Below are 26265 nucleotides of genomic sequence, written 5' to 3'. Positions count from 1 at the left end.
TGGGTTCATGAATATGGAAATCTCATCTATCAAATTTGGAAAGTGAAAAATAAATCCGCACGCTTATCTTGGCATTTGGATGAAACTTATATCGAAGTTAAGGGAGAATGGCGTTATCTTTATCGTGCAATTGATAAAGATGGGCATACATTGGATATTCAACTTCGTAAAAAACGGGATCATCAGGCTGCCTATGCCTTCATGCAAAAATTAGTAAAACATTTTGGAGAACCTACGGTTCTCACTACAGACAAAGCAAGTGCATTACTTTGCGCAAGAAAACAAGGATTTTATCAAACTACAATCCATTGTACAATCAAACATTTAAACAATCTTATTGAACAGGATCACAGGCATGTAAAGAGACGTTTTACCAAATCCGCAGGATTTCATGCAAGCTACGAGAACGGTTTGAACTGCCAAATGCTGTTGTGACAGAAATGTATGAAATCTTGCATACAGAAAAGGAACGGAAAGCTAGAAAACTCTTGGTATGAATAGATTTCTGGAATTTGATTACTACTGATAATGATGCGTTATGTTAACTGAACATGAATGGGGTATTCATGCTTTTCCTATGTTAAATTTATATAAAAAGGGGGCATGCATTCATGGAAAAGTTAAAAATCTTGTTTGATAGCTCAATCCAATCGATAACAGATTTGCATCCTGGATATGAAAATCACGCAAGTAATGTATTGTTAATTAAAACGGAAACTGAGGAAGTCATTGTACGTTCCTCACAAATGATTCAAGAACCTCATAATGACTTCTGGTGGGGGTGTAAACAGCTATTTGGGATTGATCCTCGAAATGTATTTCATTTAGAAGTCATTAATAACTCCTTAACGGAACTAAGTTCATTTCCCGTACCAAAAGTTCTACGAAAAATGACTATAGATAATAAAGAATACGTGGTAGTAGAAAAGTTAAATGGGCATACAATACATACTTTTTTAAATCAACCATCCTCCATATTAGAAAGTTTGGGGAAAGGATTAGCACTCATCCATCAAAAAAGCTTTAATTACATAGGTAATCCGTCAGGGACTCATCAAACATCTATTTACGATTTTCACAGTACGCTTATAAACATAATGCAACAGCTAACTGAAAGATTTTATAAGAATGACCAAAAAATATTAGAGGTTCTTCCAGAAATACAATTGTTATTAAAAAGGATTCCTACTCCAACAGAAAGTAATTTTATTTTAGTCGATATGGATCCTACACAATTTTTAAGCAATGGAACTGAAATTACTGGATTAGTAGATACAGAAGCTTATGCTGTAGCACCTAGAGAGTTAGATTTTATTGCTTTAGAATATGTATTGGATAAAAAAAGCGCTGAAGATTTTATTAAAGGATATATATCTGTACGGGATATTCCTGATTTAACCTATGTTAGAACACCATATAGATATTTATATCGTTTGCTATCAGTTCAAGGTTCTGTTGGTATTGAAGAGTGGCTAAACCACCCGACATATTTTTAAAAACAACTTCCGTTAACGATAATTATGTAAATGAGCTGTCCATATGGACGGCTTATTGCTTTTTTTAATTAGCGTGGGGGCAAAATGCTGACGGTACCTCGATTTGAACAATATAACTTGATTATGAAATGTGCTATAATACCTTTGGGTATATTGAGCTAATCTCTTCGCTTCTAGGCTAGGGATTAGTTCTTTTTTTTGTTTTTGATTTTGTTATTAATAAGTACGGTGCGTGAAATTATTACAGTTTCTAATTATAAAGCCCCCATAGATCATAAACCCATGAGAGCTGCCTAAGGGGGTTTCTCATTCGACTTGATTCTATTGTAGCAAGCTTTCACCAAATATCAAAAACATAACGATCCAAAACCAAATAATCAAGCTAAATATACTTTTGAATCCTCCTGACAGAGAAAATGTTTCCTCTTTCATTTTTATCATTCCTTCCTACTTATCCTTGGGTTCTCCAAACCATTCATACATCGCCTGGCGGCTTATGATCCATTCCTTACGCTTTCCTTCAGGATGCAAAAAGTACTTCACTAAACCTTTTTGTAACATGCGCTCTAGATCATTTATTTGCTTCTCGTTCATTATAGATGGGCTATATTTATTCTTGATTGTCTCACGAGGAATCCTCCAATAAAAAGCTGCTTCAGATGGTGTCATGTATTTATCAATTTCTTTCATGAGAATTCTCCTTTGTTTGTGCTTTTCCTTTTATGTTACAATAAATAAAGAAGGAAATGGACAAGATTTCCTTCTTCTTCAGTCACTCATTAACTAAGCCCTTTGTTTGCTGTTAAGCAAATGAAGGGTTTTTTATTTTGTTTGTTTATATTTATTATCTATGACAGCCAGACGGATCAACTTCAGCTTAATATCATTGCTAAGAGAAAGCCATTCAGATGTACCAATTTTCATATCCTCTTCCTCCCCATTCACTTTTTATACTTCAAGTAAATAACCCCCTAATACATTTGTATTCTACACCAATTTAACGACTAGGGAGGCCTCGTCATATTCATGAATGTGTAAATCATATTTCATTTCTGTTGCATCCAGTACTTTGCAAAACTTCTGATAGTATGCCGGATTACTTACTTCCATGCCAACTTCTCCATTCCTGAACAGATACTGTAAATCATCAATGATTTCTTTTACTGTATTCTCCAATATTCTCACTCCTTTTCTTTAGTTATCAACCTTATAAGGTTATAATATAACAAGCCAATCAACCTTACAAGGTTATTTTATGTAATTTTCAAATATATTATAAAAAATTCTTAAAATTAACCTGAACTCCCTTTAAACTGCTTATTTCCGTTTTTAACGTATTTATTTTCATTTAGGTCTTATTACACTCAATACTTATTAAATATTCGCTACAGAACAATATGAGAACCCGTTATTTGATGGAAGTATGATTTTTTTTAAAAAAATCCCTAAAAATAACAAAAGAGCTGGATTTTCATCACAGCTCAATTATGAATTGATTCTGTATGTGTACATATCGGATATTGGGAACATCCAAAAAACTTGTTTCCAGTTTTATTTGAATCTCTAACGACTAAATGATTCTTACACACTGGACATTTCCGTTCTGCCAGATCTACACCATGATACACATCTACAGCCGAATACTCTGGATTTACTTTGTTAATCAATTTTTGAAGCTCTACACGATCTATTAGTTTAACATGACACGCTTCCGCTAATTCTTTTGCTTGCTTTGTATAATAACTATTGGTTACAATCCATGCTTCATCTGCCTTATAATATGTTTTCCCTGTATATACTTCTTGTACAGCTCGGATCCCTACTCGATTCTTTATCCCATATCGTTTCGCTTGGATCACAATACGATTTTTTCCTTTTAATACGACGTCAACTCCGTAGTCACAAGAACGTTTTGTAACCTCTGGGCGGTATCCAAGTTCTCGAAAGAGAGCTTTTAAGTATACTTCAAATTGAAATCCGTCCATTTTATCAATATAGTGGATTCCCGACTGCGCCATTCTTTTCAACATACGTCTTTCGCGTACTTTTCTAACTCCCCATTTCACAATATGGAAGGTGATATACAAACCCATTCCATATACAAAGAGTTGTAATGCTCCTGGTATTGGTAACGTATTAGACACTGCATTCCATCTCCTTTATCTGTCTTTGTACCGATTGATTCTTTTGTTGTTCCTGTGGTTGTATATGTGATGATTGCCGTTTTTCTGTTGATTGTATGACCTTCTTCAATACATCATTCCAATCTTTTTCCTGGGAAGGAAGGTGCATTTGTACACGTGGATTAATCGTTAAAGCCCCCATCTTTTCAGTAAATTCTTTTCCCGCTTTATCATTATCTACTGCGAGGACAATCCGATTCACGGGAAATCCTTCATCTTTTGCCTCTTTAAATGTGCGTAAAACGGTCTTCATTTTCAGACCATTCATACTGACTAATCTTGCATTTTGTAGTCGGTTTTGTTGTAATGTCCAATACGAAAGAAGGTCAATTGGACTCTCAAAATAATAAATGGATGTTGGTTTTCCAACATCCACCATAAACCCTGTATGCGGTTTTCCATTCGGCAAAATTTGTTTAAAGGAACCTCGTTTATTCTCCATCTTAACCGTTCCCTGTCGTTCTGCACCTACTACATCCCCTGTTCCGCCTTTTTCCCGCCATTTAAACACAACATTCTTCTTTTTATCCTGTGCAATCAAATCCTGACCAATCAACCAATTTACTAAACGACTATCAATTTTGCGCTCATCGGTTAAATAGTGCTTAATGGCTTGTTTATCCTGGACTTCTAAATGTGCTGGATAACGAAATGGTTCATCTTGTTTTGCTTCTTCTTCCCTAGAAGATGTAAAAGTAGGATAGTCACCAAGATTTACGTCCCGAACAGCTTCTTGAAAACTCATACCATAATAAATTCTTGCAAAGCTAATTGCTCCATATCCTTTCTCACCACGGCTATTCCATGCAAACATATTCTCTCGAATAATCAAGCTGTCATGCTCGGTATGACGATAATAATTGCCCTCCTTTTGAAATTTCTCCCCTTTGGCTTCTAGATACGACAACAAATCTACATCCTTTGCTTTCATGACTTCCTCCTCTGCCACTAAATCAGCCATGTTGGCACCTCCCCTTGTTGTGAATGGTTTCAAGAATAAAAAAAGAGAACTGTTTGTATCAGTTCTCTCCTATCCGTATCATATTCCCTATATTTTTATCCTTTGACTCTGTGATAAGATCAAATGGATTTTTAGTAACCGTATAACAGCATAGCTTTTCATTCATCAACTTCATTACTTTTTGATTTTTTTCTATATAATAATTTTCAGTAAAATGAATCCAATCTACCACATTATCTTTATCAGTCGACGAATATCGGAATAGCTTGTTTTCTTCTAATTTACAAATTAAATGCTTCATTTCTTGTAAAGGTAGCATAATCTCAAATTCAGATGTGTGAAACTCTTTGTCTAAGGCAATCAACACCGTTGTATCGTAGCAACCTGAACCATATGAATGCATAACATCGCATGACCAATCAACAATCGATAACAAGGTTAATAGTTTATATTTGTGTATGGATCGTTCAAAATGGACGATGGGAATATGCACAGAATCTGATTGTAACAATGCATTCATAATAATAGTTTGTTTAAGATCTAACATGGGTCTTTTTTTTGCTCTTACATGCTCCAGCCGAGGTTCTAATTTGCGTAAAAGTTCATCCAAATGTGGCAAATTCTCTTCAGGTTTTTCTCTTTCTTCTAAAATATCTTGAAATTCCATTTCACCCTCTAAATAATGTTCAAGTGTTTCTCTAGTGAACAAATTAGAAAGAAAACGATTATATCTATAGTCACAAAAAATTCTTCCCTGTAATGTTTTTTCTTCAAAAAATAAGATTTCTAACAAATCACAACTTTGAAGGTCGATATTAAATTCTCTCATTTCCCTTATAAAATTCATAATGCTTTCACTCCCTCTCATTTTTTATTTTCCAAATAAAAATTTTAATCGTTTTTCTTGTGTACTATAGGATAACCGAGCATCAAATTTCTTCCCAGTATTTTTGGATTCAAATCCTTTGATTTGATCGGTCATATTTTTTTCTAATAGTTTGATCACATTGTTACTACTAATTTTCTTTCCAGACACGACCCCTGGAATAATGAATTCACAAGTCTTTTTATACTGTTCACATAAGTAGTTGTTTTTTCCTACAATGACTCGGCTCTTGCATAACGGACACTTCCCTAGTGTACGATCTTCCTTCGTTGGAAATCGAAACTTTAAACCCTCCTTATCCAAATAGAGTGCCGCCGTAAATTCACTCTTTTCTCCTTTAAATCCTTGAATGAAGTCTGAACATTGTCCCTTCAAAATCTTTTTTAGTTGAGAAGGAGGAATCGCTTTTTCTTTAATTTTTGCTGGCAACATGAACTTACAACCATTTTTATATTCTGTGCATCCAAAAAATGTTTTTCGGTGAAGAATATCCCCTTTTTTACAAGCTGGACACTTACCAAGAGACAGCTCTTCTGTCGTTGGAAACTGGAATTGTACTTTTCCTTCTCGGAATACTAAATACGCTGAAAACTCTTTCTCACCGGATTTAAAGCCTTTTAACAAATCCGTTTTCTTACCTTCAAATAGCTTTTTTATTTGTGCTTCAGGAATCGCTTTTTCTTTAATTTTCTTTGGCATACGGATCTCACACTCTGGATAATTACTACATCCATAGAAATTTCCTTTATGAAGGATTTTCCCCTTTTTACATGGGCAACGGCATACTTCAATTTGTTGATTCCAATTCAAAATCATTTCATCCGCTACTTTTTCTTCTGTTTCTCCCAGCTTCGCAACCGTTTCTTTCACAAAAGTATTCGTATTTTCTACAAACTCACCGTATGGCATTTCTTTCTTTTCGATCATATGAATCATCCCTTCCATTTCAGCCGTATAAGCCGGATTTTTGATTTCATCTATCGGAAATGTTTCTACAAACGCACGACCAATTTTCGTAGTACGAATTTGGCCATTGGTAACTGTGATGTAATTTCTCGTTGCGAGCTTTGGAATAAAGGTCTCTTCCGTCGCTACTGTCCCAATACGCTTCCCTTTCATTAACTCTTTTAAATGGTCATCATCTAACTTACGACCAGCGGTCTCCATAAACGTTAGAATGGAGCTTTCTGTATGAAATGCTGGTTTCTTTGTTTTCGACTGCATTAAGTCATGCTTTACGATTTGGAACGAGTCTCCTTCATATAAAAAAGGGATTTGAAAGCTTTCCACAGAACCTTCTTCCATGTCCTCATGAAATACGCTTAAAAATCCCTTCTCTTGAAGAACCTTCTCCTTTGTACTATATATGTTTTCCTCTTGATCTATAAAATGTGCTTCACGTACCAAATAAACAGCCGGTGGCATAAAGTTTCCAATAAATCGTTTCACAATGAGGTCATATAATTGAATTTCTAATGGTTTTCTATTGGTCCCGTGATATGGTTTTGTTGTCGGGATGATGGCAAAGTGACTATCTACCAATTCATCGTTAAATGTGACATGTTTTTCTGTGATGGTATTTGCATCTACAAGCTGAACCAGATCCGCATAACTACTAGACTGCAAAGCTTGGAATACTTCTTGTACTCTACCTACCTTTTCTGTTGGCAAATGTCTGGACGATGAACGAGGATAGGAAATCCAACCCTCTTCATATAAACTCTGAATATGTTTTTTAGCGGTTTCTGCACTTACCTTTAGTTTGGCATGAGCATCTTTATACAAATCTGTCAGATTGTATAATAACTTGGGTTTCTTTTTTCTCGTACTCTCTTTAAACTCTGTTACAGTTAAGTCTGTACCGATTAATTTTGTCCCAAGCTTTTGCAAAGGAGCCGGATCTAACAACTGGTCTTCCGTCTTCATAACTGCTTCTAAGCTGTTATCTGTGATAAGCTTCAGATTATAGTAAGTTTGTTCTCTATAATTCTCTATTGCTACCTCACGTTGCCAAATCTCATGTAACAAGCACATTTGCACACGCCCCGTTGCTAATAAAAATTGATTTTTAGCGAGTTTCGTTGTGCACCCTCTTGTCACATTGATTCCAAGAAGATAGTCCAAGTATTGCCTTGCTTTTGCTGAATTTGCAAGTCCGTCATAGTGTTCCCCTGGCTCTAATCGATTTAATCCTGCCTCTAATTCTGCTGGCTCATAAGAAGCAAGCCAGAGGCGAGATTGTCGTTTATTTACGCCCGCATATTCATATATTTCACGATAAATCAGCTCGCCCTCACGGTCTCCATCACAAGCGTTGACCACATGATCTACATCCTGACGTTGCAACAGATCTACTAAAATATTGATTTGTTCGATATAATCTTGCTTCACTTTGTATTCCGGCTCTAACAAAAGGGGCAAGTGTTCGAATTTAAACTCTTTGTATTTCTCATCTATTTCTTCTGGATGCTTCAGCTCTAATAAATGACCAGAACACCAACTAATAATATATTGTTGGTTTTCAAAGTATCCAAAATACGGCTTACTTCCCATATGCTTTTCTGCATTTCGAAAACGTGGTGATTTCAATAATTCGTATGCAACTTTCGGCTTTTCCGCAATAAATAATGTTTTTCCCATTACCCATTCCTCCTCATATATGTAACATCTTTAATTTTGACGCTTGATTTTCCGCATTTTGAACCGTTTTATCACACATTGCCCCATCCATAAACAAATGTTCAACGCCACGACTACAAGCAACATACAGCCAGCAAATAACCATGGATTCATGACATCTTTCTCCATTCCCAATCTTTCTGTAAGAACACATACATTTGTTTTTTCTCTGACAATATTTCACGTGCTATTTGAATTTTTTCTTTTGGAAAAGAAATAAAAATCAATTCTTCAGCATTCCTTGTCTCTGCCCAAACACCTGTATAATCAATGTCTACAATCTCAACAATGTTTACCACCCTTTCCTCTCCTTTCGCTTTGAAAAAGAAAAAGAGCACTGTCTCACAGTACTCTCCTCACCCTATCTCTATCTAGCATGTTCCATTTCCGCCTCTTTTGGCTGCTCGTTCTTTTGCACACCTTTAAACCGATGAAAAAGCTGTGCGAATTTATTTTGGCTCTTCGGTTCTTTCTCCTGACTAGACTCTTTTTTATTATTTTTATCATATTCCTGTTTTTCTTGATCTAGGGCTTTTTCAATATTTACTAACTTTTCCCGCTGGGAATCTGTTAGATTCATTCCTTTTAACTCCTGTAGAGCTTCCTTTTTCAACCGATACACTTCAGGATATGAATGTGTCTTCTCAAACTCCTTCATTTCTTTGACACGTTCTTCGCGACTTTTTGTGTACTTTTCTTCTTGTTGACCTGAACGACCTTCTTTCTTCATTTCTTTTGATATTTGTTTTTTAGAATCTGATTCTTTTCCTTTATCAATTCCCAGCATTGCCAATACTTCAGCCTTATACTGCTCTTTATATCGTTCCTCCTGAGAAGGGGCAATCTCTTCTAGTACTTGTTCCTTATATGATTCTTTATATGACTCTTTCGGATTTTCTTTTGGTAACATCACCTTATCTTTTATCTCTAATCGCTCTAGGGGTTTAAAAGATTGTTCTACCTTATCTTCCATCCTTTGAATGGATGATTCTCTCATTACTCCTTGTTCAATCGCTGTTTTCCGTAATGTCGTATATTTGTCTTCTGTATGCATCACTCTCAACATACTGTCTGTATTGTATTCATCTTCTTGTCTTTTAGCTTCTACAAATGCTCGGTAGCGAGTTTCTAATTCTTTCGGTATATTTTTTACAATTTGATGTGTTCTTTGCGGTTTTTCTTCCTGTTCTTTCATCACATCAGACAACAGCTTTTCTCCTGTAAGTCGAAGAGAAGAATTTGACCAATTCTCACCATCTATTTCTTGTTCATATACTCTCACTTTCCCTGTATCATGATGTACATCAATTGTGATATCTCCTTGCCCCCAGTCCATTGCGCTTGTAACAGAAGGTAACGACAACCGAGTCACATTTGGCTCGACACCTCTTCTCACCTCCTGCATATTCTCCTTTGGGAACCTCCCTTTTTCATTTTCAGCCGCATTCATCGCATACTCATATAGTGCATGTTTTACATTTTCTTGTTTAACCTGTTCTTGTATACCCATTTTTACCTTCCTCCTTTAACATAAAAAATCACTTTCCGTTTTGAACGATAAGTGATAACAATTTTTTTATATTTTATTGTGCTAACAAGCCATTTATCGCTCTAATTCCACCTCTTGTTTCTTTTTCTTCGCTACATTTTGGAATTGTGCAAAGTTCGAGAATGGTTCAAACTGTTTTTCCCGATCAGCCACTTTCGATTCGGTCTGCTTCGTAACTGTAACTCCTTCTTTGTTCAACTTTTCTTGTACTTTACTTTCTAATTGATTAACAGATTCTTGGGTAATAAGCTCATTATCAATTGCTACATGTTTCGTTGCAAAATAACGTTCTTCCACTTGTACACGATGAATAATACTATCAATATCGTTTACTGTTTCATGAGATTGTGCTCGCTTAAAATCCTCATATTTTCCACTTAATTCTTTCTCCATCGAAGCTGTAACATGTTTAGCTGTATGAGGAAGTGGTTGTAACTTTTGTTCTAATGACTCAATTGGTGCGTAACCTTCCTGTTTCATTTCTTTATATAGCTCTATTTCTTTTTCACTAAACGTTAACTCCTTTGGATCCTCAGCTTTATCTACAAAGTCTACTTCTCTTTGTATCCATTTATCATATATTGCTATTTTGACTAGATCATTTAAATCAACCTGTGCATCTTTTTGATGTACAACAAACGAATTTCCTTTCCCATCAAAAACAGAGTTATGGACTGTCTCATATAAATCTGGTTGCAAAATTTTATTTAGGTGAATATCTTTTACACTACCGTTTTTTTCCGTTAAAGATACAGATAAACCTTCTTGATTTGATTCTTCTTCCTTCCGTATTGGTATGTCAGTAATCTCTTTAGTAAAAGCATCCATCATGTGTATTTTTCCACCATAGATATCTTGCACATCTTTACGCAATACTTCGATTGTAATCAAATGTACTTTTGCCATACTATCTACCTCTTTTCCTCTTGTATTCTTGATTTCTTTATCTAAAGTACTTTCAATTGTTTCAATAAATTCCACAGACGTTTCATGTACTTCTTTTAGCAATTTGGATTTATCTTTTAACTCTTTTCCTTGCGTCCAGTTTGCTAAGTATCCTAACGAATACTCGTTTGTATCAATTCCAAAGTAGGAAGCAACCGTATAAGCTGTCATTTCAGCTTGAAACTCCTTTTCGGGAGCTGTGTAATTCATGTGTGTTTCTACTGTATGGAGTTTTGCATGAGTTAATTCATGAAGTAACGTTTTTACATTTTGCAATTCACTATTCCTTGGATTCAAGGCAACCTCTTTTGTTAAGGTGTAACTGACACCCTTTGCGGCACCAAGCTCTCTTTTTGGTTCAATAATTTTCACACCGTTTTTTTCCGCAACAGCTTCCATTCCTTTGTACAAACTCTTGTAATCTCCTACGCTTCCTTCTAGCCAACGGTTCGGAAAGATACGAGGTAAATCCTCAGCTTTTGCATTCGTCTGGGACACATCAAACACATAACCGACAGAGAAATATAAACGACCTGGTTTGACTTCTACCTTTTTAGATTCAATCTGTTTTTTCTCTTCTTCACTTGCTTTTGCAACTGGTTTCCAAGTGCCGGCTTTGTCTTTAAATTTTGTTGTTGTCCGGTTCGGAACAAGGATCTGTATTCCTTTCTCACCCTTATTAACCGAAAATCCTTTTTCTTTCCAAAAAGAAAAGGAACCCACGGCTCTGGATCCCTCAAATTGATTCTGTATTAATGCAATATTGGATGGTGAATAGCGATAAAACTTTGCCATAAATAATAAGTATTCTTTTAAATCTTCTGGTGACCGAAAATAACCTTCTATGCTCTTTTCCATCTTTTTTGTTAGTGCCACTACCTTTTGTTTTTTCTCTTCAAATGAAACAGGGGAACGCTTTTTACTCATTGTTTTCCGCTCCCTTTGAAGAAGCTTCAATCAATTCATCCATCGTTTCTTCGTTCCAGGTTTCTAAATCTGTTGGAACACATATTTTATGAGTTTTCATGTTGATGGGAATAAGTAAATCATTTTCTGGAAGCTCAATATAATCAAATAACTCTTGTTCTTCCTCTTCTGTTAATGGGATTGTAACTTCTCGATTTGCGACATGAAAAGTAACTTCTCTTTCACCAATAGATTTTATAATTCCAAGTTCAATATCTTCATGAAATAGTAACATTTCTTTTCCCCTTTTCCTTTTCATTGTATTGATATTTCTTTCTCACAAACTATTCAAGTAGCTCTATAGATTCACCTCCTCAATTGGAACAAACACTTCTTTTGTTTGCCCTTTCGAAGCTTGATAATCCATTTTCTTTTGTCTTTTATGTGCAATTCTTTCCTCTACTACCTCCCTTATATGTTTTGTTGCTTCGGTTTCTGCAATATCAGTTGTACAAACCCCTTGATACTGTTCATGCTCATAAATGCCATTCATAAACTCAATTAACATTTGTGTATTTTTATCAGCACTATTCGTACCAAGGCGGATTTTTGTAAGCTCTTCTTTCAACACCTCATGAAGGTGTTTTGTCACGACTTCTGTAATGTATCGAAGCGACCATTCTTGTTGTTTAGCCTCTTTATGCTCTTTAAAGATTTGTGCTAAAGCGACCCCGTTGTATCTAATTTTATGTTCTTCTTTAAATGCCATAAGATAATCATCAGTATCTTTTTCTAACTTTAATACACGCCTTACTTTACTCATCGTTCATATCCCCTCTCATTTTGTTGTTGGATTTCTCTCTCAAGACGTTCATAATAACGTTGGTTTTTCCAACTTTCATATTCACTTTTGAACGCACCCTCCATTTTCCTAAGTGCATACTGCATCGAGGCATTTTGTTGAAAGTTCTTTCGCTGACTGGGCTTTCGGTCTAACATTTTATCAATGCGCTGTCGTTCTTTATCGTATGCTTTCATCTCTTGTAGAAACGCATTTCCCATTCGCTTGTGAAGCTCTTCTATTTTATTTTCCCTATAATTTTCATATCGTTTCTTATCACCAGAGCCTTCTCCATATGCTTTCTTTAATACATCTACTTCTTTATCTAACTTTTGAAGAAACTGTTTATAGTCTTCTTTATGGTGCTTCTCGATATATTTTTGTGTTAATGCATCAAGATGAGGACGGAGTGGCCGCAATGTATTGTAACTGTATTGCCATTGCCTTTTATCTTCTGGTAAGCGTTTGTAAATAAACTGGAATAATGGTTTTAGTTCTCTATTGCGCCATGTGAATGTGGAATCTTCTTTCTTTTTTGCAACTATATTCTTTCGAATTAAATCATTAATCTGTTTTTGTTCTTGACCACGATCCATAATATTTTGAACCACTTTTCCTTTCATCGCATCCAATGTTTTTTGTTTTCGCTTCCCTCGTTCTCTCGTTGGAAATGGCTCAACAGTTGCGACGTGAATATGAAGGTTATCCGTATTATAGTGAATCGCTCCTGACCAAATGGCTGTATGTTCTAACTTTTCTCTTTTTAACATTTCTTTCATCGCTAACCGGGTAACATCCATCAATTTTGTTTCATCTACAGTACGTGTTCTAGGATCATACACGCCATGTTCAGCGAGCCAGTCATTATCAAACGTGATGACATCTTGCCACATAATACTTTTATTCTTTTGAGCGAGCTGAAACATCTCTTTTAGGTCTTTCTTTTCATTTCCCTTTAAACCGTTACTATGCTCTGTGAAGAGAGAAGAAGTCTTCTCTGAATCTCCCATATAATCCTGATACAGAGAAAACATTTTCTGATGGGCTTCCCCTTCTCTTTTTGCATCTTCTCGGTCTACGTACTCCACATAATCCTGAAATGTTTTTCCATCCGCCGTAACAAAACGAGACACTGTCACCACACCAGGCGTCACCGTTGCTTGTGAAGGACTTGTTGATTCACTCATACCTCATCATCCTGCGTCATCATTTGTAAAAAAGCATTCATTTCTTTTACAGCTTTGAAACAACTTTCCATCGCATAGATATTTTTTTCTAGCAACTGTTGAAGATACAATTCACGATTTTGTTGTTCACGGTAAAACGCCAATGTTTCTATTTGTCCTTTTAATAATTCCTGTCTTGAAATGTTTTTCTTTTTTGCAATTTCATCTAATCTTTTGATTGCAACTGGACTCAAATTTCGAATCTTAATGTCCATCTAATGTTTCGCCTCCATTCGTTCAGAACACTACACCCAAGAGTGAGAAGAGCATAAGGGATTTTTGCCCCCACCGAGGGTGTGGGACTAGGCAAAGCCTAGTAAAATCGTGGGGTCATGAAAGTCTTCCAAAAGTACACTCAAGGTACAGTCAATATCTTCCAAAGTTCAATCAAGGTACACCTAAAAACCATGAAAGTACATTCAAGGTACACTATGCTTTTTTCACGAACGCTCTACATCTTTTGCCTTCTCATCTAATTTTTTTATCTTTTCTTTCACTTGTCCTTGCTCCCATTTATATAGTTCAACCTTTTCTTTTGATTGGCTAATATTCGTTTCTTTTGAGTTGATTTTCGCATCCGTTTCCATTTTTTCCGTTTCAGTTTGGTACTTAGATTCATTCTTCCATTCCGTAATTTGCTTTTGCCACTCTGTTTGTTTAGAGCTTTCTTGCTTCATGACTTCATCGTACTGTTTTACTTTATCTTTTAAGATTTTTTGTTCCATACCGATAAACACTTTCGCATAAGAACCTTTACTTTTTTGTGAAATGCCCTCTTCTATCTCTGTTTTCTTTTGGTCGGAGAAGAAAGATTTTAAGAATGTTTGTTTTTCATCTTCTTTTGAAGTTCCGTTTTCTTCTTTATTCGTTTGTTTCGTTTCTAGCGTCACATCTTGATTATTTTTTTCAAATACATCGAGCGCAACTGCTTGCCATTTTGGAGATAGTTCTTTCACTTGTACAACCATATTTTCATCATCTTGGTACACCACTTTTACTGGTAGCTGAAGATTCGGATTTGCTTTTTCTTGTGCCTGAAACTGATACTTTTCTCCATCTCCTCCCTCTACATGAAGAAACATTTCTATTGTATGCGAAGCTGGATCATACGCCCTTTTCTCTATTGTCATGGTTCGATTTCCTAATAACGCAACCGACTTTTTCAGTTCTGTATGATAGACTGGCTCTTCATAAGGTACATATAATTTCGAAGTAAAAAAACCGAAAAAACCAAAAAACATAAATCCTACAATCAATCCATATATCCATGATTTTTTACGTCTTAAATTCACACTATTATTTACAACTTCCATTTACTCGACACCTCACTTTTTTAAGATGGAATGATCTGAACCGCTAGTTCTTCTACATTGGTTACTTGCCAACTCTCTTGATTTTTTTGCACGGTTACTTTCATGACATTTTTCGTTTTATCTGTTGTTCCATTCGCACCAATCGTCACGGTATTTTGAAATTCTGCGATTACTTCTACCTGAGAAGCACCAATCCTATAAGCTTGTAAGTATAACTTCATATCAGATGGCTTAGATACATATGTGTCCCCCATTTCGAATGTATCCGTTGGATAAAAGAGCTGAAATACTTCATCTTTCATTAATTTTTTTGCCTGTTCTCTTCGTTCCTCATATCCTTGTTTTTCTCGATGAAAGGATAACTGAATAAACTTCTCTACTGCCGAAAGATACGATTGTCGCTCTTGTTCTTGTTCCGAAGGAAGAGTTTCTTTCACCCTCTTTTTCAGTTCTTCATTTTCAGTTTGTAACACCTGGTTACGAACGTTTAATTGCTTTACATCACCCGTCTCATCGTTACGATAATACAAAAAGATATTCCAAAAAGTAACGCCTGCAATGACAATTGCAAGCGTTACAAACCAGACTTTTCTTTTATCTTTTTCATTCGTTTCACTCACTGATCCCGCCTCCTTAACTTATAATCTCTTATCTAGTTTTGTTACCATTTTAGTAACGTCTCACATGCCCTTTAAACACTTTAGTCCAGTATGGATTCGATAGATTTTCGATTGAGACACCTTTATTTGTTTGACAACCAATGAAAGTATTTTGGTCAATCACAATCCCAACATGACCGTCATGTTTATACGTATCAAAGAAAATGACATCACCAGCTTTCATTTCCATTGGTGAAATTTGTGTACCTATTTTATTTAAGGTTTCTGTACTCACACTCCCCATTGGACTTACATTCATTCCTACCTGTTCGAATGCCCAGCGTACAAAACTACTACAATCAAAAATGCCTCTTGCAATGTCATTTGTGTTACGTCCACCACCAAATACATACGTGGAACGTCCAATCCATTGACGACCCACATCGGCAACTTGCGAACCAGAAGAACCGCCTCCTACGCTTCCTCCTCCGCCATTTACTGGTACGCCAGGTATATAATATTTCAGCACTGCATCAACATAGAGCGCGTCGCCATAGCACGCGCCATAAGGAATCATTTCAGGTCTTACACAACGATACTTACCCGTATGTTTTTCTTTTTGATATTGCTCTGCGGAGAATTGAATGGCTAATTCTTTTGTATATTTACCTCCATGTTTTGCAATGAAATCGAAGAATCCTGTTCCAAAATTATAAGCCTGCAAAGCGGTTTTTATGTGATCCATATCACCTGGTCCCGTAACACCAGCTCGCTCAATCGCATGCTTAAATTCTTGTACTCCAGCCCAAATGGAGTAATCAGGATCCGTAATACAATTAGGCCCTTTACAATACTTAGTATTAAATGCTCCTTCAGAACTTTGCATCGGATCGAGTCCACGTCCACCACTCTCTTGCTGCATCTGAGCTAACATCAATGGAACAAACCCTTCTACGCCAAATTGCTGTGCATACTTCCGAACGGTCGGCTCCCATTTCAATACTTCAGCCGAAACATTCGCTGTCCCTATGCCTCCTTGTGGGTATGTAATATCCCCTTGCTTTTTATTACCCTCCATTCCCCCAATGAGTGTCATGGTAGCTCCTAAAAGAATCGTTCCAAGGAGAAAAAGTAGACTCAAAGCAATCACAACGAGCCACTTTTTCGGAATAATCTTCAGTACAAGATGCATGAATTATGCCCCTCCTCCAAACAACGCTAACTCTTCTTCTGTTACATCGACTTTAAATAAAATGTTCTTCACGGCACTGATGCATAAGAGCACATCTCCTGTTGGTAAAAATGGTATTTCATTCAGTTCACTTGTACTGATTTGACCTGCAAACACCCTCCGTAACATCTCTAGATTGTTGCTGTCTTGTTGCATAATGAATTTGTACTGTGTGAGTTCAAAGAGCTTCTTAATCTCTTCTACTGCCGCTAAACTAGCATCCTCTGGAACAAAGTCACGAATCGAATGACTCGCAAATACAATGCCTGCAAAATACTTCCGAGCTTCACGAGCAAACTTGGTTGTAAACTCCACTGCATGTTGACTTCGTTCACTTGTATTGATAAGATGATGGGCTTCATCCATGATAAAGAGATAACGAATCACATCTTCAAATTGTATTTCTTTTCTATCAAAGGCTTTCCACTGCGGCATTCCGTTTTCTAACATCTCATCCCACATCAAGTTCATCACATTGAAAATCTGTGCTTGCCGAATTTCTGGTTTTAAACTCATCAAATGACGCAATGAAAAAAAGACGATTTGCTCTTTTGAGAAATCGTCTATCGTCGATACACCATTAAACATATGTCCATAAGTTTCAACTAAATTGGTGATATTTAAGAGAATTAACTCTAATCGTTTGGCACGCGAATCACTCACGTTTGCACGATGTTTTCCAGTGTTTACATCTTCATATAATTCTTTTTGCACCAGGTCAATGTAATGAGAAAAAACCGGATACGCTGTAGCTGGCAAACTCGTGATATGGTTGTTGGCATTCGGTTCATCATCCCATAACTTCTCTTTTACATACAATTTACGAAGTAAATTCTCATACTCTTTAATTTCATCATCCTTTGCTTCTGGTGCAATAAAGCGATAAAAGATACTGAGTTTGGATAGATGCTGGGTAAAGGAACCTTCTTCTGTTTTAGCCGTTTTATATACTTGGAGTGGATTAATTTTCCCTTGCGATCCATCTAATGCAATTTGCTTCCCGTTATACTCTTGCACAATATCTTCAAACTCACCTGTAATATCAAAGCCTCGAATTTTATAACCCTTCATTGCATTGTCACTCATAATTTTTTTCAATAAGGTAGACTTGCCGGCACCCATCTTTCCAATTACAACACCGTTATAACTCTTTCGTTGTTTATCTTTATGGAACAAATCAAAAATGACACTCCCCTTTGTTTTGGTTGTGCCATAGTAAGTCCCATATGGATCATTTAAGAATGTAAAATGAAACGGAAACCCTCCTGCTAAAGAAAGAGCCGGTATTTCTTTCCCATTTCGTTTATTGATATATTTCTTTTGCATCTCAAAGCTCGATGTAAGGGATGCCCATTCATGTTCTTGCTCATTTAGGAATATGGCACCTCTAAAATTATATGATTCTAGTGTTTCCATGACTTCTTTTGCTTGCTTTTCTAACTCTGTCATCGTTCGTGCTGAAATATAAATGCGTAAATGTACTCGTTTCAGCACCTCTCCTTTGGATACTTGTTGATATAGTGTTTCTAACTCGTTAAACTGTTGTTCCGCTTCAATCCGTTCAACATTATCTTTAGCGTTCGCATGTCGAACGCTTTGTTCTGCCATGGATTTATTAATTGATTCAACTACGACTTTTCGACTGTCACTGATAATATCAAGTGTTGTAATGACATTCGGCATATTCATAATAGGTTCTAACCAAAAGTCATTTACTGTTGTCTGATACCCGTATACATGAATGCAAGTTTGTAATCCATCTCCCCCCTGAACATATACTTCTTTAAATTGAATCCCCCCTTGTGGTTGAATCTGGGAAACCAATTCCTTATTGATCTGTTTCTTTTCTTTTTTTTCTTCTTTCTTTTGCTTTCTCTTTAAAAAATTCAGTACAGACACATTCATCACCTCTTCTTATTTTTTCGTACCAATTTTCGAATTTTGATTATGCAACTTATATAAAATTTCTATTTTCTTTTCCTCTTCCATATCTAATAATGGTATGCATCGTTGCAAGTACCGTTTTGACGATTCCACTCGTTCTTTCACAACAAATTCATTCTCACCATACACGAATAAAAAGTACTCCCGGTTTGTACGCCCCCATTCTAAATACTGAAGTTCTTTCAATTTTTGTACGAGGAAACTTTCATATAACGGATTCTGGCACGTTTCAATCTTCTTAAGTAAAAAACGTTGTTGCGGTTCTGTAGAAACTGGAAAGTTCATCGATACAATTTTGATGGACTCTTGGTACGATTGATAATAATGTGCAAGGTGATAAATCGCATATTCTGCCTCTTCATCGTTCATTGAATAAATATCTGTACCTTGGATCTGTAAGATATCTACAAAACCTTGTTCTTCTCGAAATTCAAAGACACCCGATTCCGTTATATCAATAATTGGAATCACCTCAGCAATACTCTTTTTGATATAAGGTGGCTTCTCTTTCTTTTTGGCTTTTTTTCCTGTTTTCTCTTTTTCTGTCTTCCCTTTGCTTCCCGAATCCTCGCCAATCTTCGTTGTTTTTTTTATAACATCTTTCTTCTTTCCAAGATGTTGCATTAAGTTTTTCTTCTTTCTCTTTACCGGAACTTCTTCTTCTCTCAAAGGAGGAACCGTTGGTTGTGTTTCTTTCTTTTCCTGAAATCCTTTGATTTTCACGACTCCCCCTGGCTTTTTTTCTTGCTTTGGAAATTGCGGGGACGGTTTGGCTTCGCTCTTCTTCTCTACTCCTCTATTCATTTCTTTTTCATTGAATAATGCCATTCCATTTCCTCCTTCAGTCTTGTTCCTGGTCGATTGCACAATACGTAGAGCGTTTTCGAGCTAACAGAATAAACAGCACCTCAAACATTCGTTTTTGTGGGTTTGTATTGGGACGCACAATTAAAAGGACACCTACAATCAACATAAAAATATAAAAGGGAATTTGTAACATCGGATGCACCAAGGGCTTAGTCGTCATGGTGAAAACCACAAGCCCTATAATGAACAAGAGATCAAAAAGATATAACACTTTGTTGATTTTCAATTCCGTTCGTATTTCTTTTGGAATACGATAGTTCGCCATTTTCATTTCCTCCTTTTCAAGCGAAAAAAATAAGCATCCCATGTATGCTTACTGTGTTGTAACCTATGCATCTTTTCTACGATTTTTAGGTGGATTTTGATTTGTATTTTTCCCTTCATTCTTAACTTTGACGTTTGTTTCGGAAACTTTCTCCTGTATTTTGTCCAAGTTGATAAGAACGTCTTGTCTTTTGTACTGTTAGAGAATTATGAAATGCATTAGAGAGACGATCCTTCGCATATTGCCCAATCGTACGGTTTTCTCTTTGCGGTGCTGGAATATCTTCTGTAGAAGTTGGTGCCGTATCTACCGGACGAGATGAACCTGAAGAGCTTTCACCACTTGAAGCTGTTCCGCTATGACTTGGCTGAGACGGTTCTGGTGCGCTTGATGGCGCTCCGCTATTACTTGGGTGTGATCCGCCTGATACACTTGATGGCGCTCCGCTACTACTTGGGTGTGATCCGCATAATGCACTTGATGGTGCTCCGCTACTACTTGGGTGTGATCCACCTGATGTACTTGATGGTGCTCCGTTATTACCATTCGCACGATTTTTATTCTCTGCTGTATTCCCCTTATTTTGAGAAGGTGTAATCCCTTGCATTTTGGAACTATTGGCTTCACCTGCTGTGCTTTTTGTTAGACTAGCTGAAGATCCACGTTCTCCATTTTGAGCATCTTTATCAAAACCAGATGACTTAATTTCATCTTGCAAGGACACAGCGCTGCTACCTGCCTCGCCTTGAGGCGCTTGATTTTTTTCGTTTCCATAGCTAGATTGATCTATTTCATTTTGTAAAGATGGATTATCAATTCCAGTTGCGCCGCTATTGGCTTCGCTCTGTTGTTCGTTTCCTTCTCTTCTATTTTCGTTACCTTGTTGTTCTTTAGATTGCTTCTGATTTTGTTCACCACCACTTGTTTTCCCTGCATTTTTATATCCATTTACCATACCTGTGGCACCTGCACCGACTTGTAATGCACCACTTCCTGCCCGTTTGAACATGTTACCAGCTTTGGATGCCATATTACCAGTTGCTTTACTAATCCCTTTTCCAAGTGCGTATCCACCAGCAACGGCTCCCCAACCATTTCTCAAGCCTGCGTCAATCCCAAAAAGACGTTCACAAATGACGGGACCATCTACAACCGCAAGGCTCAAACAAATTAAAGCCACGACATAAGCGATTCCATCTACATTTTCATGAATATAGTTCATACCAATGAGGTAGAGCTTTAATGAAAGAAAAATCATAATCATGATGAGAAAAGTATTTAAAATATTCATTAGGATATGCTTTGTTTTTTGTCCATTTGCCACGTCCGCCGGCGCAACTAAATTTGCTAGAATGTAGTTGAAGGTTAGTTCAAAGCACAACTTTCCAAGTTTGATTGCTGTAAATAGTAATGTCATTCCAATTACAAATAATGAGGGAGCGATTTTCCAAAAATCCCAGTCCCAGCGGTAATATTTATCTGGCCAAAAATCAAACCAACCATTTTTTAAATCGATCAGTACTTCTTTTCCATCTGGTGCAACACTGAGTTTCTTTTCTAAAACCTTTATTCCAACATCTGACAACCCGTTATCCTTATTAACTTTAAAGTCTTTATCAATTTTCTCCAAAATATCAACTCTTCTAATGTTCTCTTGTGGAATTTTGTTGGATTCTTTCAGTTTTGTAGTCTTCCACTCTCCTATATCAAACTGTGCTACATCTGTAAGACCATCTTTTATAATCTTTTCACTTGTAGTTCCATCCCCTTTGAGATCTACTGCCTTAATTGCCTTATCTGTAAATTTATCCGCTTGCATCATCGCCGTACTTAATAACACAATTACACCCATACTGATAAAAATATTCACCGCAATCTGTTCACGATTTGTTTTCCGATTGAATATTAAAGTATATCCAATATAAATGAGCGAAAACGCAAATAACACATAAAAGAGAGGTTGAAAGTCTCTCACAAAAGATTGTACTTCTTCTGATGCAAATAACGTTTTGACTAACAAAATTTTATCTGTAATTCCTTCTAATGCATCCACCAGATACGATAACCCTAAAATAATCATCCAACCAATCGAACGAAGAATATAATTCGTAAATCCACCAATTTCTAAGTATTCACTAAATGTTTTTAGTATTTCTAAGACTTGCTCATCATTCATGGTTTCACCTTCTTTCTCTTAGGCTTCAAATACTTCTTGTATCGTCATATCAAGATACTCATCTACTTCGTCTACTCGTATCACAATGGGAGCTTCATCAGCTCCTCCTGGCTGTAACACCACAACGCCATTTCTAAGTCCAATCATTACTTCTCTCCCAGCTATTACTTGATCCCCGTAAACTTGTAAAATATGTTGTAAGGAATTGGTTACCTGCATCATACTTCCTCCTTTACACCTTCTTTTTCTAGTAAACTATCCATAATCTCACCATATTTCCCATTAATTAAGCGATACGTATTCTTATCTATTTGTCCTGTTGTCACTAATACTTTTAAGTCGTCAATAAAACTTTCCATTGTGCTTGCTTGAATATCCGCTAATGGTCTATTCCATTGCTTCATACATTTTTTTTCAATCACATTCCAAATGGAACGATGCGTTTCAAAGAATTCTTCTGCTGTTTTTTGTTCCCAATTTTTTAAGGTAAGTGGTTCAAATACATGAGCTGATTCTGCTACTACAACCGGTTCTGATGAATATGCTTCTTCAGGAGTTTCAATTTCTTCATCAATATCTGCAAATTGTGGTTCCTCAGGCTCTTCTTCTGAAGGCGTAGGCACAGGTTCTGGTTCAGATCCTGGTACAATTTGTTTTGGCTCTTCTTGTTGCCCAGTTGGCTCCTCTTCTTGTTTTGGGAAGAAATCAATGATGAGATCCCTTGGATTCACATATTCATGTAAAGAACGAATATCGATATCTAAAATGGATTGATCCGTATCAAAATCATCTCCCAAGTACTCCCAACGGTATTTCATGACCGTTTTCCCTCGGTTCAGAATCGGAAATGGCTCTATTTTTTCAAACTTATTATCCCGACGTTTCATAAAGCGGATGACTGCACTTTCTCCCTCTTGGAATCTCATTAACTCCGTTGGCGTTAATAATGGTTTCGTATCAATCCCTTCCGTCTTACTCTTATCAATTGACAATCCTTTTCCACTCCGAGATAAAGAATTGATGGTTTGATTCCCTAACTTTTCGGATATTTCTTTTGCGGTTTCTTTATTACCCGATTGAATATAAATTTGATTCCCGCAATTGTCTTGAATCGTTGTACTAGCATCTCCATATTTCATTTTCAACTGTGGAAGAGCTTGCACAATCAGGTTAAAACGAATATTTCGTCCTAAACAAACCGTCACAATATTCCCCATATCATCAATTGGTGGCATATTCCCATATTCATCTAACAAAAACACTACTTCTCTATGACACTTCCCACCGCGGGCTAAACCAGCATACTTGGAGAGTACAAAATATAGCTGCCTAATAAAAATAGAAGCAATCACATGATTACTAGAATCATAATCTGGAACAATCATAAAGACGGCAATCGGTTTCTCGAAGATGACAATGCTATCAATCTGTAATCCATCTTGTTTTTCGACAACTTTGAATGTCGTTTTACCTGTATCCTTGTTAACTGTTTGAATTTCTATAATCGTTTTCTTCTTTTTTTTGCTTTCCATCACATGAATACGCTGACCTTTTTTTACACTTTGCTTAAAGTTCAACTCAAAGCGTCCTTCTGTATCCGTTTTGACACTTTCTTTGGAACCATCTGGGAAGATTATTTGTACCCGTACCCGTGGTGTCCCTTTTCCTTGCAAGCTTTTCCCAAAGCCAATTCGTTTTAGGTCAATACTATTACGAGACGTCATTTTCGCAATGCCATCAAAAGTAAAGATAGACAGTTTGCTCATTGTGGTACTAAAGATACTTCCCCGTGTTGTTCCGCCTTTTGCGAAGCTAGAAGTTGCATATTGCATCTTCGCAACACTCTCAGCAGGAAGCATTTCAAAATATATATCTAATGCATTTTGTGTATTTCCTTTTGCATCAATTACAATTTCTTTGGAACCAAGCTCTGATAACATGTTTGCGACTGCATACATCGAAATTTTATCCTCTGTCTTTTCCTGGATACATTTATCTATAACCGCTAAGATCAATGCATTACATAAACTCATCGCACTGTTATTCCAAAATGGATCTTTTACATTTGGATTGTAATAAAGAGAAAATGCTAGTGTATTACAGAGTGTCTGAGCTGTTGCTGTATCCCCTTGTTTATAGGCGTCTTTGATAAGTTGAAGCAAGTTGTAGCTCATGGACTCCAACGGGTTAATTAAATTTAAAACTTCAATATGGAACCCCCGTTTTTCCAGCGTTTTTTTCGATGCCGCAAGCAATTCCCCCTTAGGATCGTTCACAATTAAAGACGGCTGGATTTCGGCACGAGAATATGCATCAATTGTTGGAAATACATAAGTTTCCCCTTTACCAGACCTTGTTGTGCCAATAATTAAGTTGCTGACTGCACCATCATCAATTAATAAGCGTCCCGCCTTTGCACTATCCTTTAATTTTTTGATTTCTTGCCATTTCTCCATCCCTTTTGCATCCATAACTTTTTTTACTTGTCGTAAAATGGATTTCACCGAAATTTCATCATACCTAGAAATGACCACACCGCCTTTTCCTTCATATCGTTCTGTTTTCTCTGGAATTGAGCGATATTGTTGTTTTACTTCATCAAGTGTTGCAAAACGAGAAGAATCTTTTTGATTCTGATTTAAATCTTTAAAACTCGAACGAATCTTGTAGGTAAATTGCATAGTACATACACTCGCAATCAGGAATATTACCAAATAAAGTAACAACGGATGTTGAAAGGTATATAAATCTTCTATCCCGATATGAAAAGGTTTTGGATGTAATAAGTCTGAAAATGTTGTCTTCACTAGTTCTACGATGACGTTTCCTAGAAAATTTACGATAAGAAAGATTCCACCAAATAAAAAAGTACTCATTGGGATGAGTACTTTCCATTCAGCTAATTTGTATTTCATTGGTGGCTTTGGATTCACACTTTCAGACATTTTCTTGCTCTCCTTTTGTTTCCACTATATTTTCTTGATTCAAAAGCTCCTGTACAATATCCTGTGTAACTTGTTGTAAAATCACAGTAAACATGAGAAACCCTAAAACAATAGCTCCGATTACAACAGTGATTTGTGTAAACAGCATTGTTATTGTCGCTCCTTGTTCTCTAATAGAATTTTCAATTCACTATAAAACATCCATTGCTTATATCCAATTCGAAGAAACAGTAAAATTATAGGTGTTGACAGTAATAAAGCCATTAAAAACGCTAAATCAGTTATATTTTGCTCCTCTACAAAGATCATACTAGCAATTAAACCAACTGCTACTATAATTGCTAGTGGAATATCTAATAACAACAAACGTTTCGTTAGTTTTCTTTCCATCACACCTCGTACAAACAAAATCATTAAAATATAGAATACGCAAAAGCCTATAATTGAGTCTACTGTCTGATTTTGCGTCCATTCATAACCAGAATGATTGATTCCCAAAATGATATAAACAATTCCTAATGCACCTAACGACACGTAAATTCCTATACTTATCTTTATGCCAAGCGCTATCCATCTTTCCATCTTCATACGCCCCCTCGATCTTTTTTAATACTGTATAGGTATACGAAAAGAGCTGGTTGAATCTTCAACCAGCTTGCTATCTTTTTAAAAGAAATCCTAACTTGCACTTAAAGGTTATTCATCGATTTAGCATAATGAATTGAGGAAATTCAATATCAATTTCTATTGGTGGTAATGTTTGAAAACTTGCTATTACCTTTGTGTTCGCTTCTTTCATTTGTTGTAAAAATGATACAAATCCATTTACTTCTTCAGCAAACAAATAAGATGTTTCATCAATTATTACAAAGTCATATTGCTTAACTAAATCGATGATTTTTTTACTCAATTTTACTTTCGGACAGTCCGGATTGCATAGGTTTATTACGTCTAACTTATCTCCTTCAAACGATTCTTTAAGATCTTCATACTCGCCAATAAAGTCTAAAACCACTACGTTATCCAACTTGGTAGCAAGTTCTTTCAAAATTTTTGTTTTACCTGTACCAATGTGACCAACAATCTTTACATTTTCATTTATATTCAATATCTCATTTGTTTGGAACATGTTGTATCCCCCTTTTACATCGCTCCTTAACTCATACAACTGTGTTTGACTTCTTCGGATCCGTTGACGGATCAACTGGTGGCTTTGTATTTCCTGGATCTGTTGGCGGTTCCACTGGTGGTTT

Annotated in this window: 27 protein-coding genes and 1 pseudogene; 2 read left to right on the top strand and 26 right to left on the bottom strand. The window is 36.3% G+C overall.

All coding sequences use genetic code 11. The annotated features are described in order from the left end of the window. A pseudogene (locus BLV40_RS25890) lies at positions 1–390 on the top strand (IS6 family transposase); the annotation flags it as partial. Between the two features lie 221 nt (positions 391–611). Continuing rightward, the gene (locus BLV40_RS25885; protein ID WP_090695383.1) at positions 612–1496 is read left to right on the top strand and encodes a protein kinase family protein; all 885 of its coding nucleotides are present in this window, start codon (positions 612–614) and stop codon (positions 1494–1496) included. A gap of 447 nt (positions 1497–1943) precedes the next feature. Here the strand turns inward: BLV40_RS25885 and BLV40_RS25880 are convergent, their stop codons facing one another. The 26 genes from BLV40_RS25880 to BLV40_RS25765 form a co-directional block, all read right to left on the bottom strand. After that, positions 1944–2186 (bottom strand): hypothetical protein, encoded by a 243-nt coding sequence (locus tag BLV40_RS25880; RefSeq protein WP_090695380.1) that lies wholly within the window; start codon positions 2184–2186, stop codon positions 1944–1946. 297 nt (positions 2187–2483) lie between these two features. Beyond that, positions 2484–2681, bottom strand: a complete 198-nt coding sequence (locus tag BLV40_RS25875) for a hypothetical protein (RefSeq protein ID WP_244525457.1) — start codon at positions 2679–2681, stop codon at positions 2484–2486. Between the two features lie 296 nt (positions 2682–2977). Continuing rightward, positions 2978–3640 (bottom strand): restriction endonuclease, encoded by a 663-nt coding sequence (locus BLV40_RS25870; protein ID WP_090695374.1) that lies wholly within the window; start codon positions 3638–3640, stop codon positions 2978–2980. Then, the gene (locus tag BLV40_RS25865; RefSeq protein ID WP_090695371.1) at positions 3633–4640 is read right to left on the bottom strand and encodes a DUF3991 and toprim domain-containing protein; all 1008 of its coding nucleotides are present in this window, start codon (positions 4638–4640) and stop codon (positions 3633–3635) included. Before BLV40_RS25865 ends, BLV40_RS25870 begins: the two co-directional genes overlap by 8 nt. A 58-nt stretch (positions 4641–4698) precedes the next feature. Beyond that, the gene (locus BLV40_RS25860; protein ID WP_244525456.1) at positions 4699–5487 is read right to left on the bottom strand and encodes a hypothetical protein; all 789 of its coding nucleotides are present in this window, start codon (positions 5485–5487) and stop codon (positions 4699–4701) included. Between the two features lie 24 nt (positions 5488–5511). Further along, a complete protein-coding gene (locus BLV40_RS25855) occupies positions 5512–8166 on the bottom strand; it encodes a type IA DNA topoisomerase (protein WP_090695366.1) in 2655 nt (884 codons plus the stop codon). Between the two features lie 30 nt (positions 8167–8196). After that, entirely contained in the window at positions 8197–8319 is a 123-nt protein-coding gene (locus BLV40_RS29695; RefSeq protein ID WP_280138970.1) for a hypothetical protein, read from the bottom strand. Next, positions 8316–8504: a hypothetical protein gene (locus tag BLV40_RS25850; RefSeq protein ID WP_090695362.1), complete on the bottom strand. Its 189-nt coding sequence runs from the start codon at positions 8502–8504 to the stop codon at positions 8316–8318. Before BLV40_RS25850 ends, BLV40_RS29695 begins: the two co-directional genes overlap by 4 nt. 68 nt (positions 8505–8572) lie before the next feature. Further along, the gene (locus BLV40_RS25845) at positions 8573–9715 is read right to left on the bottom strand and encodes a hypothetical protein (protein WP_090695358.1); all 1143 of its coding nucleotides are present in this window, start codon (positions 9713–9715) and stop codon (positions 8573–8575) included. A gap of 93 nt (positions 9716–9808) precedes the next feature. Beyond that, the gene (locus BLV40_RS25840; RefSeq protein ID WP_090695354.1) at positions 9809–11626 is read right to left on the bottom strand and encodes an ArdC-like ssDNA-binding domain-containing protein; all 1818 of its coding nucleotides are present in this window, start codon (positions 11624–11626) and stop codon (positions 9809–9811) included. Beyond that, on the bottom strand, positions 11619–11900 hold the full coding sequence (locus BLV40_RS25835; RefSeq protein WP_090695350.1) for a hypothetical protein: 282 nt from the start codon (positions 11898–11900) through the stop codon (positions 11619–11621). Before BLV40_RS25835 ends, BLV40_RS25840 begins: the two co-directional genes overlap by 8 nt. Before the next feature lie 63 nt (positions 11901–11963). Next, positions 11964–12428 (bottom strand): hypothetical protein, encoded by a 465-nt coding sequence (locus tag BLV40_RS25830; protein ID WP_090695347.1) that lies wholly within the window; start codon positions 12426–12428, stop codon positions 11964–11966. Next, entirely contained in the window at positions 12425–13633 is a 1209-nt protein-coding gene (mobP2, locus tag BLV40_RS25825) for a MobP2 family relaxase (protein WP_090695345.1), read from the bottom strand. The genes BLV40_RS25830 and mobP2 overlap by 4 nt, the downstream gene beginning before the upstream one ends. After that, entirely contained in the window at positions 13630–13887 is a 258-nt protein-coding gene (locus BLV40_RS25820) for a hypothetical protein (RefSeq protein WP_090695343.1), read from the bottom strand. Before BLV40_RS25820 ends, mobP2 begins: the two co-directional genes overlap by 4 nt. Positions 13888–14112: 225 nt before the next feature. Continuing rightward, the gene (locus BLV40_RS25815; RefSeq protein WP_090695339.1) at positions 14113–14985 is read right to left on the bottom strand and encodes a hypothetical protein; all 873 of its coding nucleotides are present in this window, start codon (positions 14983–14985) and stop codon (positions 14113–14115) included. 20 nt (positions 14986–15005) lie between these two features. Next, positions 15006–15605, bottom strand: a complete 600-nt coding sequence (locus tag BLV40_RS25810; protein ID WP_090695335.1) for a MerR family transcriptional regulator — start codon at positions 15603–15605, stop codon at positions 15006–15008. Positions 15606–15654: 49 nt separating this feature from the next. Further along, positions 15655–16776: a bifunctional lytic transglycosylase/C40 family peptidase gene (locus BLV40_RS25805; protein ID WP_090695331.1), complete on the bottom strand. Its 1122-nt coding sequence runs from the start codon at positions 16774–16776 to the stop codon at positions 15655–15657. Between the two features lie 3 nt (positions 16777–16779). Next, on the bottom strand, positions 16780–18720 hold the full coding sequence (locus BLV40_RS25800; protein ID WP_090695328.1) for a VirB4 family type IV secretion system protein: 1941 nt from the start codon (positions 18718–18720) through the stop codon (positions 16780–16782). 9 nt (positions 18721–18729) lie between these two features. After that, positions 18730–19587, bottom strand: coding sequence for a hypothetical protein (locus BLV40_RS25795; protein WP_090695324.1), 858 nt, complete (start codon positions 19585–19587; stop codon positions 18730–18732). A gap of 13 nt (positions 19588–19600) precedes the next feature. Next, complete coding sequence (locus tag BLV40_RS25790; RefSeq protein WP_090695320.1) at positions 19601–19891, bottom strand: DUF5592 family protein; 291 nt, start codon at positions 19889–19891, stop codon at positions 19601–19603. A 121-nt stretch (positions 19892–20012) separates the two neighbouring features. Next, complete coding sequence (locus BLV40_RS25785) at positions 20013–22067, bottom strand: pLS20_p028 family conjugation system transmembrane protein (protein WP_090695316.1); 2055 nt, start codon at positions 22065–22067, stop codon at positions 20013–20015. A gap of 18 nt (positions 22068–22085) precedes the next feature. After that, entirely contained in the window at positions 22086–22286 is a 201-nt protein-coding gene (locus tag BLV40_RS25780; RefSeq protein ID WP_170833715.1) for a hypothetical protein, read from the bottom strand. Next, on the bottom strand, positions 22286–25012 hold the full coding sequence (locus BLV40_RS25775; RefSeq protein WP_244525455.1) for a VirD4-like conjugal transfer protein, CD1115 family: 2727 nt from the start codon (positions 25010–25012) through the stop codon (positions 22286–22288). The genes BLV40_RS25780 and BLV40_RS25775 overlap by 1 nt, the downstream gene beginning before the upstream one ends. Beyond that, positions 25005–25160 (bottom strand): hypothetical protein, encoded by a 156-nt coding sequence (locus BLV40_RS28740; protein ID WP_170833714.1) that lies wholly within the window; start codon positions 25158–25160, stop codon positions 25005–25007. The genes BLV40_RS25775 and BLV40_RS28740 overlap by 8 nt, the downstream gene beginning before the upstream one ends. A gap of 2 nt (positions 25161–25162) precedes the next feature. Beyond that, positions 25163–25594 carry a hypothetical protein gene (locus BLV40_RS25770; protein WP_090695309.1) on the bottom strand — a complete coding sequence of 144 codons (432 nt, stop codon included), beginning with the start codon at positions 25592–25594 and terminating at the stop codon, positions 25163–25165. A gap of 118 nt (positions 25595–25712) precedes the next feature. Next, a complete protein-coding gene (locus tag BLV40_RS25765; RefSeq protein ID WP_090695306.1) occupies positions 25713–26141 on the bottom strand; it encodes a P-loop NTPase family protein in 429 nt (142 codons plus the stop codon). Positions 26142–26265 lie beyond the last annotated feature (124 nt).

It is taken from the genome of Bacillus sp. 166amftsu, from assembly GCF_900107445.1.
In the GTDB taxonomy this organism is placed as follows: Bacteria; Bacillota; Bacilli; order Bacillales; family Bacillaceae_G; genus Bacillus_A; species Bacillus_A arachidis.
Note: the sequence above shows the minus strand (reverse complement) of the source record. Positions and strands in the feature narration are given on the sequence as shown.

Coding starts and splice junctions, on each gene's coding strand:
- BLV40_RS25885 (WP_090695383.1), top strand. CDS start 612: ATGGAAAAGTTAAAAATCTTGTTTGATAGCTCAATCCAATCGATAACA.
- BLV40_RS25880 (WP_090695380.1), bottom strand. CDS start 2,186: ATGAAAGAAATTGATAAATACATGACACCATCTGAAGCAGCTTTTTAT.
- BLV40_RS25865 (WP_090695371.1), bottom strand. CDS start 4,640: ATGGCTGATTTAGTGGCAGAGGAGGAAGTCATGAAAGCAAAGGATGTA.
- BLV40_RS25860 (WP_244525456.1), bottom strand. CDS start 5,487: ATGAATTTTATAAGGGAAATGAGAGAATTTAATATCGACCTTCAAAGT.
- BLV40_RS25855 (WP_090695366.1), bottom strand. CDS start 8,166: ATGGGAAAAACATTATTTATTGCGGAAAAGCCGAAAGTTGCATACGAA.
- BLV40_RS29695 (WP_280138970.1), bottom strand. CDS start 8,319: ATGAATCCATGGTTATTTGCTGGCTGTATGTTGCTTGTAGTCGTGGCG.
- BLV40_RS25845 (WP_090695358.1), bottom strand. CDS start 9,715: ATGGGTATACAAGAACAGGTTAAACAAGAAAATGTAAAACATGCACTA.
- BLV40_RS25840 (WP_090695354.1), bottom strand. CDS start 11,626: ATGAGTAAAAAGCGTTCCCCTGTTTCATTTGAAGAGAAAAAACAAAAG.
- BLV40_RS25835 (WP_090695350.1), bottom strand. CDS start 11,900: ATGTTACTATTTCATGAAGATATTGAACTTGGAATTATAAAATCTATT.
- BLV40_RS25830 (WP_090695347.1), bottom strand. CDS start 12,428: ATGAGTAAAGTAAGGCGTGTATTAAAGTTAGAAAAAGATACTGATGAT.
- mobP2 (WP_090695345.1), bottom strand. CDS start 13,633: ATGAGTGAATCAACAAGTCCTTCACAAGCAACGGTGACGCCTGGTGTG.
- BLV40_RS25820 (WP_090695343.1), bottom strand. CDS start 13,887: ATGGACATTAAGATTCGAAATTTGAGTCCAGTTGCAATCAAAAGATTA.
- BLV40_RS25815 (WP_090695339.1), bottom strand. CDS start 14,985: ATGGAAGTTGTAAATAATAGTGTGAATTTAAGACGTAAAAAATCATGG.
- BLV40_RS25805 (WP_090695331.1), bottom strand. CDS start 16,776: ATGCATCTTGTACTGAAGATTATTCCGAAAAAGTGGCTCGTTGTGATT.
- BLV40_RS25800 (WP_090695328.1), bottom strand. CDS start 18,720: ATGAATGTGTCTGTACTGAATTTTTTAAAGAGAAAGCAAAAGAAAGAA.
- BLV40_RS25795 (WP_090695324.1), bottom strand. CDS start 19,587: ATGGCATTATTCAATGAAAAAGAAATGAATAGAGGAGTAGAGAAGAAG.
- BLV40_RS25790 (WP_090695320.1), bottom strand. CDS start 19,891: ATGGCGAACTATCGTATTCCAAAAGAAATACGAACGGAATTGAAAATC.
- BLV40_RS25785 (WP_090695316.1), bottom strand. CDS start 22,067: ATGAATGATGAGCAAGTCTTAGAAATACTAAAAACATTTAGTGAATAC.
- BLV40_RS25780 (WP_170833715.1), bottom strand. CDS start 22,286: ATGCAGGTAACCAATTCCTTACAACATATTTTACAAGTTTACGGGGAT.
- BLV40_RS25775 (WP_244525455.1), bottom strand. CDS start 25,012: ATGTCTGAAAGTGTGAATCCAAAGCCACCAATGAAATACAAATTAGCT.
- BLV40_RS28740 (WP_170833714.1), bottom strand. CDS start 25,160: ATGCTGTTTACACAAATCACTGTTGTAATCGGAGCTATTGTTTTAGGG.
- BLV40_RS25770 (WP_090695309.1), bottom strand. CDS start 25,594: ATGGAAAGATGGATAGCGCTTGGCATAAAGATAAGTATAGGAATTTAC.
- BLV40_RS25765 (WP_090695306.1), bottom strand. CDS start 26,141: ATGTTCCAAACAAATGAGATATTGAATATAAATGAAAATGTAAAGATT.